The sequence below is a fragment of the Nocardioides sp. genome, assembly GCF_036267815.1.
Taxonomy (GTDB): domain Bacteria; phylum Actinomycetota; class Actinomycetes; order Propionibacteriales; family Nocardioidaceae; genus Nocardioides.
The window spans coordinates 26553-39378 of sequence record NZ_DATAVI010000097.1; the positions used below are offsets into that span (position 1 = coordinate 26553).

At 72.6% G+C, this 12826-nt stretch carries 8 protein-coding genes; 1 reads left to right on the top strand and 7 read right to left on the bottom strand.

Annotation, left to right across the window (positions count from 1 at the left end; translation table 11 throughout):
• Positions 1 to 272: 272 nt before the first annotated feature.
• From VHW64_RS19915 to VHW64_RS19930, 4 genes are all read right to left on the bottom strand, one after another.
• Entirely contained in the window at positions 273 to 932 is a 660-nt protein-coding gene (locus VHW64_RS19915) for a response regulator transcription factor (protein WP_329652321.1), read from the bottom strand.
• Positions 933 to 952: 20 nt separating this feature from the next.
• On the bottom strand, positions 953 to 1846 hold the full coding sequence (locus tag VHW64_RS19920) for a sensor histidine kinase (RefSeq protein ID WP_329652322.1): 894 nt from the start codon (positions 1844 to 1846) through the stop codon (positions 953 to 955).
• Positions 1843 to 2088 carry a hypothetical protein gene (locus tag VHW64_RS19925; protein WP_329652323.1) on the bottom strand — a complete coding sequence of 82 codons (246 nt, stop codon included), beginning with the start codon at positions 2086 to 2088 and terminating at the stop codon, positions 1843 to 1845. Before VHW64_RS19925 ends, VHW64_RS19920 begins: the two co-directional genes overlap by 4 nt.
• A 280-nt stretch (positions 2089 to 2368) precedes the next feature.
• A complete protein-coding gene (locus VHW64_RS19930; RefSeq protein ID WP_329652324.1) occupies positions 2369 to 3208 on the bottom strand; it encodes a hypothetical protein in 840 nt (279 codons plus the stop codon).
• Positions 3209 to 3499: 291 nt separating this feature from the next.
• Between VHW64_RS19930 and VHW64_RS19935 the strand changes: the two genes are divergently transcribed.
• Positions 3500 to 5044, top strand: a complete 1545-nt coding sequence (locus tag VHW64_RS19935) for a hypothetical protein (protein ID WP_329652325.1) — start codon at positions 3500 to 3502, stop codon at positions 5042 to 5044.
• 46 nt (positions 5045 to 5090) lie between these two features.
• Here VHW64_RS19935 and VHW64_RS19940 read toward each other — a convergent pair whose 3' ends face one another.
• From VHW64_RS19940 to VHW64_RS19950, 3 genes are all read right to left on the bottom strand, one after another.
• Complete coding sequence (locus VHW64_RS19940) at positions 5091 to 6215, bottom strand: BTAD domain-containing putative transcriptional regulator (protein ID WP_329652326.1); 1125 nt, start codon at positions 6213 to 6215, stop codon at positions 5091 to 5093.
• Positions 6206 to 8650 carry an FHA domain-containing protein gene (locus VHW64_RS19945; RefSeq protein WP_329652327.1) on the bottom strand — a complete coding sequence of 815 codons (2445 nt, stop codon included), beginning with the start codon at positions 8648 to 8650 and terminating at the stop codon, positions 6206 to 6208. Before VHW64_RS19945 ends, VHW64_RS19940 begins: the two co-directional genes overlap by 10 nt.
• A 118-nt stretch (positions 8651 to 8768) precedes the next feature.
• On the bottom strand, positions 8769 to 12779 hold the full coding sequence (locus VHW64_RS19950) for an FtsK/SpoIIIE domain-containing protein (protein ID WP_329652328.1): 4011 nt from the start codon (positions 12777 to 12779) through the stop codon (positions 8769 to 8771).
• Between the last annotated feature and the right edge of the window lie 47 nt (positions 12780 to 12826).

A 12826-nucleotide genomic window follows, 5' to 3' on the forward strand; every position in this document is an offset into this window, starting at 1 on the left:
TTCGACGGCGCCGCGCCGCCGCTTGGCAGCCAGGAGCCGACCCGGTCACCCTTCGTCAGGGCATGGCTGAGAGTCCGCAAAGAGTCCGCAGGATTCTCGTCGGCAGCCAACATTCACCAACGTCGACACACGGGTAACCGCAGGTCACGTCACCATTGTCGATCACAGTCAACGCGACCCACCTACGCGGGTGCGCTTCACCAACTACCGCTGACTCTCACCATCGGCCAACCAGAGGCATCTCTGCCGCAGCCAGGTTCGGAAGCACCCGGTCAGGACTCCAAGTAGCGCAGGACGGCGAGCACGCGTCGGTGGTCAGCGTCCGAGGGGGCCAACCCGAGCTTGGCGAAGATGTTGGCGACGTGCTTCTCGACCGCCCGCTCCGAGATCACCAGGGTGCCGGCGATGGCGCCGTTCGACCTGCCTTCGGCCATCAAGGAGAGGACGTCGCGCTCTCTGGGGGTCAGCGCATCGAGGCCGTCGACGCGCCGGGCGGCCCCTCGGAGGAGCTGCGTGACGACCTCGGGGTCGAGGGCCGTGCCGCCGGCCGCAACCCGACCCAGCGCGTCGACGAACTCGCCGACGTCGCCGACGCGGTCCTTGAGCAGGTATCCGATGCCGGCCGCGCCGCGACCGGATGCCGCTCCCAGCAGCTCGGCGGCGTGCCGGATCTCGATGTACTGGGAGAAGACCAGCACTCCGGTGCCCGGGTGGTCACGGCGGATGGCGATTGCCGCCCGGATGCCCTCGTCGGTGTAGTCGGGTGGCATCCGCACGTCCACGACGGCAGCATCCGGTGCGTGTTCCTCCACGGCCGCTCGCAGAGCATCGGCATCGCCTACGGCGGCCACGGTCTCGTGTCCCCGGTCGGCCAGGATCTCGACCAGCCCGGCCCGGATGACGGCGGAGTCTTCGGCGATGACGATGCGCATTCGATGCTGCTCCTCTGGGATCAGACGTGAGATGGCAGTTCGACGGTGACCACCGTGGGGCCTTCGGCCGGGCTCTCGACCTGGAGCCTGCCGTCAACGTTCTTGACCCGTTCTGCGAGGCCGGCCAGGCCTCCGCCAGGTTGGAGCCGGGCGCCGCCTGTGCCGTCGTCGCTGACTCGCAACCTCACCTGGCCGGGCTGGTGGGACACCTCCACGTGGGCGCGCTGGGCACCGCTGTGCTTCGCCGCGTTCGTGAGCAGCTCCGCGGCGCAGAAGTACGCGATCGTCTCGATGGCAGGAGACGGGCGCTGCGGCATGCGGACCACCAGCTCGACCGGCAGGTCGCTGCGTTCCGCCAGGCCCGCGAGGGCGGCACCGAGGCCTTCGCCCAGAGCCGGCGGATGGATGCCGCGAGCCAGGTCCCGCAGCTCGGTGATCGCCTCCATCCCTCCGCTATGGGCGGCGACGACCAGCCCTAGGACTCGGTCGAGATCGGCGCCCTCGATCCTGGCGGCCGGCGCGCTGAGATGGTCCCGAGCAAGCGCCAGCTTCATGACGACCGCGACCATCTGTGCCTGGGCTCCATCGTGCAGGTCCTGCTCGATGCGGCGCAGCCGGGCTGCCGCGTCGTCCACCACGAGAGCCCGCGATCGTTGCAGCTCGCGGACGCGCTCGACGTTCTTCGGGGCATCCCGGAGCATGTTCCAGCGCGGCACCAGGTAGGCCAGTGAGCCGTTCAGGGCGGCCACCAGGAAGAAGACCGCTCCCCACCACTGACCGAAGACCAGGAGCACCACGCCTGCGATCACGAAACAGGCCGCGGCTGCCCATCGGGTGAGCGCCACGCCCCTCACGTGACGAGCCCCGAACGCCGTGAACGTGCCCCTGGCCGCCGATGGGCTGGCGTTGGTCATGTCGAGATCCTGGCGTCGCTCGAGCTGTCCTGGCGCCGGTTCCAGTGCGGGACCAGGTAGGCGAGCGAGCCGTTGAGCCCGGCCGCCACGAAGAAGACCGCCCCCCACCACTGACCGAAGACCAGCAGCACCACGCCCGCGATCACGAAACAGGCCGCGGCTGCCCATCGGGTGAGCGCCACGCCCGTCACGTGACGAGCCCCGAACGCCGTGAACGTGCCCCTGGCGGCCGGTGGACCCATGCCCCTCGACTGTCGATGCTCAGTCGTGTCGTGCATAGGACTGCCTCCTTCGATCCTCGGCGCCGACCACCTCGTCGCCCACCTCGTCGATCTTCGCCCTGAGCAAGACAGAGCTCCACCGTGCGGGCACCCGGATCCGGGGTACGGCTGACACGGTGCCGTGGACCGACGGCACAAGGACCACACCTGGACCAAGCCGTGACTTCCCGCTCGACGCCCGCCGGCTCACGCCGCACCACGCCGAGAGCGGCCGGCATCGACCTGCGGGGCCCGGGGTGAGTCAGTAGAGCTGGACCTGGGCGGTGACCCGGCTCTGCTGCTGGGCGCCGTAGAGGCGAACGCTCGAGATGCCGTTCGAGGTCACCCCGCACAGGGTGGGAGCCGTCCCCGGGGTCGGCAGTGAGCAGCCGAGGGCCAGGACGTCGCGGCCGACGACGGCCTGGGTGGTGCTGGTCAGCCGGTGTCCGGTCGAGACGAGGAGAGAGGTGATCGTCGCGACCGCACGGCCGGGGACGCTGGTGGTCTGCACCGCGCCCGACAGCCGGTAGCGCAGGAAGACCGCACGGGCCACGGGGAGCCGGTACTCCCAGGTGCCGGTGGCCTGGTTGGCGACCGGCAGGGCGCTCGAGCGCACGCCGTCCGCCGCCACCACCAGCCGGCCGAGCGAGACCGAAGCCGGCGCGAGCCCCGGCACCAGCGGGACTCGGAGGGTCAGGCTCTGCACGGGCGTCGCCGACGCGATCCACTGGGTCACCTCGAGGTCCCCCGTGGGGAGCACCCGCGTGCGGATGTACGACGTGCCCGGGCGCAGCCGGATCGGCGCGGTGTACGAGGCGGCCAACCTCGCCCGCTGCTCGGCCGGACGGCCTGAGCCCAGCACCCACACCAGGCCGCCGACCACCCCCACGACCAGGCCGACCGCGATGCTCCAGCTCAGGGGTCGCTGCCACCAGGGACGCGCGCCCGCGAACCGCGCGGCAGCCCAGGGCGCCGGCTGCGTCGGATGCGGGCCCTCCGCGGCAGCGGCCCGGAACATGAGTCGGCGTCGAAGCGCGCGGTGGCCGACCGCGGCCTCGGGAAGGGGAGGGCGTGCCGGCCTGCGTCGCGACAGAACGGACATGACAGCACCCGACGTGAGATCCCAAGCCGCCCGGTCAGCACTTTTTTACCTTCTTTACCGACGACGAGGGGATCACGGCCCTGTCCGGTCGTCAAGGCCACGTGGCCCCGACGGAGTCCACTGCTGGGACTGCTGGGGCACGCGTGACCCAGGGGGCGCAGGGTGTGCGCCGCGGCTCCCGCGCTACGACGCCGCACGAGCCCTCAGCGGCGCCTCAGCGCGCCGGGAGACCCTCCATCATCTTCAAGGCCCGGGGCAGACACCGGCCGGTCGGCGACGAGGGGAACGACGATGACGGACGAGCGAGTGGTCGAGCGGGCTCTGCGATCCGTGCTGCGCGACCACGGCTGGCGGGTCGTGCAGGACCGCGACCGACTGCGGGCCATGCTCTCCGACGTCCTCGGGGTGGACGCGACCGAGAACCGCGGACTGGTCGACGCGCTCGTCGTCGCGGCTGACCACGGTGTCCTGGACGACCTCGCGAGCAGTACGGCGACCGGGCACGGCGAGCTCGGCGACGTACAGGGCCAGCTGGAGTCGTGGGGGCTCAGCACCGAGCGCGCGCAGTGGGCGGTCGCGACCTGGGCCTCCGTCCTGCCCAGCGGGACCGACCCGGCACCCACGACCGACCCCGCCCCGCCGCGTCAGCCTCAGGCCGCGACGCCCGTCCGTCCGCTGGTGACGAACGCGGCGATCGACGCCGAGATGACCGCCGCGCCGCCCGCGGCCACGGCCCTCCCGCCGATGCCACCTCGGGCGACCGTGCCCGGCCCTGCGCCGCGGCCGGGAGTCGGCATCGACCGCCCGCGTGGCTGGCTCCGCTCGCGCACCGGACTGGTCGCCGCCTGCACCGTGGGAGCGCTGGCCGTCGCCGGCGGCGGGTTCGTCGCGCTCGCGCACCCCTTCGGCGGGCATGCCCAGGCAGCCACCACCGACGCAGCACACCGCCCCACGCCCATGGTGGCGTCCGCGACGATGCTGATGAGCGACCACAGCCTGCAGCCGCGTCCCCTTGCCCACCCGGTGGGGATGGCCGCGGAGAAGGTCGGCGTCAGCCTGACCTCGCTGTCCGAGGTCAGCCAGGTCCAGGTCGGCGGCCACACCATGACCCCGCCACCGGGCGGCCGGCTGATCACCTTCGGGCTCGGCCCCTGGGCATGCCAGGACCACGCGTCGTGCGGTCACGGCCACGACCTCGGCGTCGAGGTGGGCGGCCAGTCGCGGACCCTGCGGGGATCGGGGCCGTACGTCGTCGCCGTACCGGCCGACACGACGTCCGCCGATCTCGTGCTCAGCTCCGAGGGTGTGGACCAGCGGATCTCGCTGCTCACCGGCCAGGCGGACGCGGGGAACATCCAGGTGCTCGAGCGCCAGCACCGCGACCTCACCGTCAACCGGCACTTCGTGGTCACGACCGCGACGTCGATCCCGATCTACTACATCGACGGCCAGCCCGGGCTCTACCACCACACGCTCGACGTCACGGTCGCCGACGCCCACCTCGACTACTTCGTGGCGGGACAGACGCCCCACGACCCGAGCCGCGCCTTCCTCTTCGTCCGCTCGTGGTACACCCGTTCCGAGGACCCCGACAAGAAGCACGAGTGGGCCTTCGACGAGCCGGCGCTGACGTTCGTGGCCCGGGACGGGACCGTGTACCACGCCAGTGACCTCACCGAGAAGAAGAGCTACGCCACCCAGGTCTTCGAGGTTCCGGCCTCCCTGCAAGGCGGCCAGTTCGTCATCGGGGGCCCGCACGTCTTCGACGAGAAGGCCACCAACGGCCGGGCGTTCACGCTGACCATCGCCCAGCACACCGAGCGCTTCGCCTTCTGACCGGCAGCCGACCGGCAGCCGACCGGCAGCCCGCCGGCAGCGCGTCTCAGCCGCGGGCCATGAACCGGACGACGGAGTGGCCGATCTCGATCCGGTCGCCGTCGACCAGGAGGGCCGGCCCCTCGAGGCGCACGCCGTTGAGGTAGGTGCCGTTGGTCGACCCCAGGTCGGTCACCTGGCAGCCACCCGGAGCCGACGTCACCTGGGCGTGCCTGCGGGACGCCTCGTCGTCGACCAGCACCACGTCGCAGGCCTCGTGCCGCCCCAGGACGACCGGCGCGGCCTCGACCGGGATCCGTTGACCGCTGGGTCCGACCAGGGTGGGCGGCGCGGCCGACAGGGCCGAGCGCACGAGGACCGTCTGGGTCATCCTGCGCGCGGGCGTCCGGCGTACGGCGGGCTCCGGGCTCAGGGCGGAGTCCTGGTTGAGGATCGCCCTCTGGAGCGCGACCAGGCGGGCGGTGGGCTCGACCCCGAGCTCGCGGTCGAGGGCGATCCGGGCCGACTGGTACGCCGAGAGTGCGGCGTCCTGCCGCCCCGTCCGGTAGAGGGCGGTCATCAGCTGCTCCCACAGCCGCTCCCGGGTCGGGTGCTCGGTGACCAGGTCCTGAAGGGGGGAGACGAGTGCGTCGGCGCGACCACACGCCAGCTCCGCGTCGGCCCAGGCCTCCAGACAGGTCAGGCGCTGTGCCTCCAGGGCGACCGCACGCGCCTCGCCGAACTCGAAGTCGCGCAGGTCGGCGAGGGCCTGTCCCCGCCACTGGTTGAGCGCTGCGGCGTACGCCGTGGCCGCGGCCGCGTGGTCCCCACCGGAGGAGGCGCGCTCCCCCTGGGTCGCGCCGGCGAGGAAGGCGGCCACGTCGGTGTCGCACGCGAGCGCGTAGCCGGGGTCCCGGGTCACGATCGCCTCCGCGGCGTCGTGCTCGGCCAGGGCCTTGCGCAGCGTCGTCACGTGGTACTGGAGGGTGTTGCGCGCCGACCCCGGGAGATCCTCGCCCCAGACGCCGAGCAGGAGCTCGTCCACGCTGACGACGCGTCCCCCGGCCAGCGCGAGCTGGGCCAGCACGGCACGCAGCTTCGGGCCGCCGGCGGAGACTGGCTCGCCGTCGACCCGAAGCTCGAGGGGTCCGAGCAGCTCTACCCGGACCCGTGTGCCCGGACTCAGTTCCAATCCACGTTCCCTGTGTAGTCATAGATGTCGTGCAGGTCTCCACCGACCCCGACCTTGATCCGATAGGTGCCGTTGGGGAGGTTCTCGCCGAACACGAACGCCACGCAGCCGTCGGCCTTCATCTGGTTGTGCAGCTGCGACATCGCAGAGGTGACCTGGTTCCACTGCCCGCTCGAGTCCTGCACGTAGACGGCGGCGGCGAGGTCGAGGTTCTGGCCGCCGGTGAAGCCGGTGTAGTCGAAGGCGATCAGGGCGTTGCTCCCCGCCTGCGTGTGGGCGTCGTCGCAGCTCCCGACCGCGTTGTCGGCATAGCCGGTGCCGACGGCCACGACCTTGGTGATCTTGGCGCTCGCCGGGTGCGGCACGGCGTACGGCGTGGTGTAGCGCCGGCCAGCCCGCGCCGCGGCCAGCACCGGCTTGACGAAGTCGATCGGCCGCATCCGCGACCCGGAGGGGGCACCCGCATCGTGGTCGGGGATGTACCACGTCGGGATCCCCACCATGGTGTGCGTCGTCTCGTCGAAGACCAGGCCGCCCGAGTTGCCGTGCAGGACCTGAGCTCCCTCGAAGTTCCAGATCGCGGCGTTCGCCTCGGTTCCCCACTTGGGGGCCAGTCGTTGGTCCTCGACCGTGCTCGAGAGCTGACCGCTGCCGAAGTTCGGCGCCTGCGAGCCGGGGTCCTCCGGGTAGCCCCACACGCCGATGTGGTCGCCGGCCTTGAGGTCGCTCGAGTCGCCGAGCGGCACCTGTGGGAGGTAGTCCCAGTCCTTGGGCCCGGCTACCGGAGCGTCGCCGGGGTCGCTCCCACCGTTGTAGAGCCGGTCGATCTTCAGGACCGCCACGTCGAGGTAGCCGTCCCACGCGACGGGTCTCGCCCAGAACTTCGGCAGGGCGGCGGACTTGCCGTCAGAGGAGACGTAGACGACCAGCTCGGCCGGGTTCTTCGGCAGGTCCGACTGCATCTGCGGGGTGTCCTGTCCGAACTTCGGCAGTCCTTGTCCCAGGGCGCTGGACACCGCCACGTGGGCGTTGGTCATGATCAGGCCCTTCTGGGCGTCCACCACGACCCCGGAGCCGTAGATGCCGTCTGGCCGGACCAGCTCGACGGTCGCCTCCGCGAGCTGCGCGTCGGTCAGCCGGTCGGCGCCGGAGCCGCCGTGGTGTGCGCGCAGGCCGACGGCCACCACACCGAGCACCAGCACCACGACGGCCGCGGCGGCGGCGGGCACGACCCATGCCGGGCCCTTCCCGCGCCAGGACCTCGCGGCGCTCGCGACGGCAGCGATGCCGCCGCCGTGCGAGGCGGGCGAGCTGCCGGGGGCCTGGGTGGTGAGATGGTCGCCGCGTCCAGGGTCGCCGAGCACGAACTCCTGCTGGCCGGTCAGCGTCGCCTCGGTGACTCGCTGTCCGGCCAGCCAGGTGCCCGAGCTCGACCCGAGGTCACGAAGCACCCAGGTGCCGCCGGTCTGCTCGATCCGCGCGTGGTGCCGGGAGGCAGTGCTGCCCGGAGCCATCAGGTCGTTGTCGCTCTCGCGGCCGATCGTGAGCGCACCGCCGGACGCGATGACGCGGGTGGTGCCGCCCAGGGTCACGGTCAGGCTGTCGACGCCCGTCACCTCGGTCTTCGGGGCACCGCCGGCGAGCACTCCGCCGGGTCGACCGGGGACCTCGGTCGGAGGAGCCGCGTTCGCGACGTCCGGCCTGGCCCGCTCGGGCGCCGGACGCGCGACGCCCGGGCCGAACCGGAGCCGGACCGCCTCGGCGCCCTGCCCGAGCACGATCTCGGTGGAGCCGGTGATCGTGGTCGTCCGCACCGCGGCGCCACCGACGAAGCTGCCCTGGGTCGACCCGAGGTCGGTGTACTCCCAGCCGGAGCCAACGCGCTCGACGCGCGCGTGCAGGCGCGACACGGCCGTGCTGTCGAGCACCAGCGTGGAGCCGGGGTCACGGCCGATCGTGGCGGTGGTTCCGGCCCGGACGACCACGTCGGGACCGACTCCGCCGATGACGAGGTCGTCGGGACCCGCCGGACCCGCCGGACCCGACGCCGCAGCGGCCGGCCCGGGCGCGTCGGGGGCAGCGGCCGGGGACGGCGGCGCGGGTGGCGGAGGCGGCGGCGGCGCGGACTCCGCCATTCCCAGGGCCGCTGCGATCGCGCTGACCGCCCACTCCGCGTCCTGCGGCTGGACCGACGACGTCTGCTGGAGCTCACTGACGATCGCCGAGGCGGCAGTGCCCTGACGGAGCTTGGCCGGCACACCCGAGCTGATCGCGAGCCCGATCAGGTTGGCCTCGGCGGTGGCACCGACCACCGCGTCGCCGAGCATGGCGCGCACGCGCCGGGCGTCGTCGAGGAGATCCGGACCGTGCGCGCCGACGAGCTGGACGAGCTGGCGCCGTACTGCTGCGGCTTGGCTGCTCTCTGCCTGGTTCATCCCACATCCCCCATCGCGGTGACTCGTGTCTGGTACTGACCCACACGGTGGGGCGTGACACTGAGCCGGCACTGAGGTCGGGCCCGAGCCACGACGGTCCCGAGGTGGCTGCATGGTGTCAGGTCAAGGGCGGAAGTGCGACCTGCACGAGCTCGAATACACCAGAAGAGGTAAGGAAGCCCCGGCCCGGGAGGGCCAGGGACTCCAGGGGGGTCCGCAGCCTGACACCGGCCAGGTCGCCGTCGAGCTCGACGTCGGGCGACATCAGCAGGGCGCGCTTGCCTCGCCTGATCTCGGGCACCAGCCCGGCGTACGCGCGCATCGCCCAGCGGTTGTCGACGGCGGCCACGAGGCGCACCGGCTCGTCCCGGCCCCGACGGCTCAGCTCCTCCAGCGCCGTGGACACCTCGTCCGGCATCGAGTCGACGTCATCCAGCAGGCACAGGACGGAGCGGCCCGCCGTGAGGAGGGCGTCGACCTCGCCGAGTGCTCGCGTGACCGACTCCGGATCCGTGGCGTCGACGGGCCCGACGTCCCAGGCGACGACGTCGTCGAGTGGTGAACGCCGGGTCCTGAGCAGCGCCTTCGCGGGCGGCTCGGACGCTCGTCCAGCCGACACCGCGAGGGTGGCCAACGCCGTTGTCCTCCCACTGCGCGGGGGGCCCGCGACGAGCGCATGACCGTCCGTGAGGTCGAGCACCGCGGGCTGGACGTCGTCGTCACCGACGCCGCACGTGAGCGCGAACGGCGACGCCGGGGCTGGCAGGTCGTCGAGGCGCACCTGCCCCGGCATCCGCGCGAGCCGGCGCACCGGGACGCTCCACCGCTGACGGGCGGACTGCGCCAGCTCGTCGATCGCGGCGGCCTCGGCCCGCGGGTCGGGCGAGGCCACCACCGCGACCTGCACCTCGGTCGTGCCCTGGATGAAGCCGCGACCCGGACCCATCGAGGCGTGGTGCACCAGATCCTGTCGGACCCCGACCAGCGCATAGTCGTCGCGCTCCGCCATCCGGAGCACGAGCCGCGTCGTGATCACGCTGGTCAGCGAGCTGGGCACCGCGGCCCGTCGGTCGGCAGTGACCACGAAGTGCAGCCCCACCCCGGGTCCGTCCGGGATCAGCCGCTCCAGGCGCTCGAGGAGGCGACCGCCGTCGACGCGCTCGAGGGCGGCGGTGGCACCGGCGTAGCCGTCGAGCAGGACCAGCACTCGGGGGAGCCGGGCGTCGCTGCGCTCGGCCAGCTCGGCGAAGCTGGTCAGACCCTGGCCGGCGATCATCCGCTTGCGCTGCTCCGTCATGGCCGTGAGCCGACGCAGCAGCCGCCCGACCCGGCCGATGTCGTCGGCCCCCACGATGCCCGCGACCTGAGGAGCTCCCTCCAGCACGTGCAGCCCGTGACCGGCGAAGTCGAGACCTGCGATGACCACCTCGTCGGGGCCGTGCGAGCCGATGAAGCCCGCGGCCAGAGTGCGCAGCAGCGTCGTCTTGCCGCTCCTGCTGGTCCCGAACACCAGCATGTTCTGGTGATGGGCGAGGTCGAAGCCCACCACCTGCTGGTCCTGCTGCTCGGGCAGATCTGCCAGTCCGAGCACCACCGACGCCGCAGGCAGCACGGGGATCCGCGCGGTCAGCTCGGGCAGGGGCAGGACGGGCGCCAGAGCGGGGAGCCACGGGACGTGCGGGGGCTGCCACTGCCCGAGCCTGGTCACCTTCTGCGCCGAGGCGACCAGCTCCTCGAGCACCGTGCGACCGACCGCGGACGCGGAGACGGGAGGGGTCGCCGTCCCGCCCCACAGGTCGCGAGCCTCGATCGCGGCGTCCACGCCCTCGCGCACCGGGGCGCCGACGAAGGCGCTCTGGAACTCGGTCAGCGCACGGTCGACCCGGCCGAACGCACGCCCGGCCAGGGTGCGCGGGATGTGTGCGGCCTCTCGCGAGTCGATCACGTCCATGCTGTCGGCCTCGTCGTTGACCCGGAGCGCGATCCGGACCCCGACGTTGGCCCGGATGCGGTCGTTGATCACCCCCGCGGGTCGTTGGGTCGCCAGCACGAGCCGCAGCCCCAGCGAGCGGCCCCGGGCGGCGATGTCGACGACGCCCTCGACGAACGCGGGGATCTCCTTGGCCAAGGTGGCGAACTCGTCGACCACGATCACCAGGTCGCCGGGCGCGGCGTCCGGATGGCTCCGGCGCAGCTCGGTCAGGTCGCGCGCCCCACGACCGGCCAGCAGTCCTTCCCGGCGCTTGATCTCGGCGTCGAGGGCGACCATGACCCGGTGGGTCAGGTGGTCGTCGAGGTCGGTCACCACGCCGACGCAGTGCGGGAGGTGCATCGCGTCCTTGAACGCCGCGCCGCCCTTGTAGTCGACGAGCAGGAAGCCCACCCTGCTCGGCGGGTACGACGCGGCCAGCGACGCCACCATCGTCTGGAGGAGCTCGGACTTGCCCGATCCCGTCGTCCCGCCCACGAGCGCGTGCGAGCCGCTCGGACCCAGCTCGAGGTCGAACGGACCGTCGTCGCCGAGCCCGAGGCGAGCGGTCAGCTGCGTGATCGGCGCCTGCTCCCAGCGCCGCCGCATGCCCGCCGGGGTGGCCAGCTCGGGGACCAGGTCGTCGAGGGCGACCCGGTCGGGCACCGACATCACCTGATGCAGGTCGGCCGCGTCACGCACGGGCGCCAGCGAGGCGGACAGGTCGAGGAGCGCGGCCCGCGTGAGGTGCTCCGGCGCCAGCACCGCCCGCTCACCACCTCGCATCGTCACCAGGTCGGCGTGGTCGCCGGCCAGGGTCAGCAGGTGTGACACGGTGCTGGGCGCTGCCCGCGGGTCATCGCCCATCCAGACGGTCACGATGCCGACGTCGTGGGCGCCCAGCACCTCCGACAGGCGAGCGCGGTCGGGGTGGCAACGCCCGTCGACGAAGACCACCAGCAGCGGATCCCCACCGGCGCCACCGGCCCTGGGCCGGTCTCGCGCCACTCGCCGCTGCTCGGCGAGCCGGGCGACGGAGTCGAGCAGCTCGTCGGCACCGGCGGCCATCGTCACCGGCTCGGTGGCGATCCAGCCGCGCGCGACGTGCGGCAGCCAGCGCCAGCACTCCGCGCTGTCACGGTCGGTGAGCGCGCCTGCGACCAGGACGTCGGCCGGGCTGTGCAGCGCCACGACCTGAGCGACCAGCCACGCGAGCGTGCGATCGAGCTCCTCTCCCCTGCCGACGACAGCCAGCCCCGCGCTGCCCGTCAGGCCGACGGTCACCGGCATCTCGGCGACCACGGCGCTCGCAGCGAAGTCGGGGCTGTCGGAGAGCTCGGCCAGACCTGCCATGTCGTTGCGCAGGGTGACCGGAGCGCTGCGGGTGCCACGTCCCAGTCGCACGGTGAGGAAGTCGGGGTCACCGGGATGGCGCTCCCACAGACGCGAGGTCAGCCGGGTCGCCGTGGCCTCGACCTCCCGCGGGGAGGGATGGTGACGCAGCATCCAGTCGGCCCATGCGGAGGTGACGGTCCGGACCTGCGCGAAGGTGAGCTCGACCTCCTCGTCATAGGTGCGGCCGTACTCGCGCAGCTCGTCGGCGCGGGCGCGGCGCTCCTCGACGTAGTTCCAGGCGACCATCACCGGGGTGAAGAGCGCGAAGAGGGCGATCTCCCAACGGCGTACGACCAGGATCAGGATCGCGCCGATGGCCACCGGGATGAGGATCGCGCCGAGCGGGAAGCGTCGGGGCGGGTGGTGGGTGCGCTTGGACGGGACCGGCACGGACAGGGCCGGCTCGTCGTGGACGGCGCGCGGCGGGCGGTTGAGCGAGATGCGCCCGTCGTCGGCCGGCCCGTGCCGCTCCGGCCAGCGCACCAGCTCCCCCACGACTCCACCGGGGTTGAGCCCCACGGTGAGGCTGAGCCGTTCGCCCCGCAGCAGCCCGACGTCGCGCAGCGTCGCGCGTCGGTCGACGTACCGTCCCGAGACCAACGACCTGGCCTGGACGGCTCCGGACGCCCCGACCAGTCCCGCCTGGGCTCCGAGCACGTCGAGCACCGCCCCGGCTGACGCATCGGCCGGGGCGGTGAGGGAGATCGGTCGTGGCTCGGAGTCCGATCGGGACACCTCGAGCTCGACGTGGACTCTGGAGGTCATGGCACCTGGGATTCTCTCCTGGACCTGGCGCCGATGTCTGCCTTGCC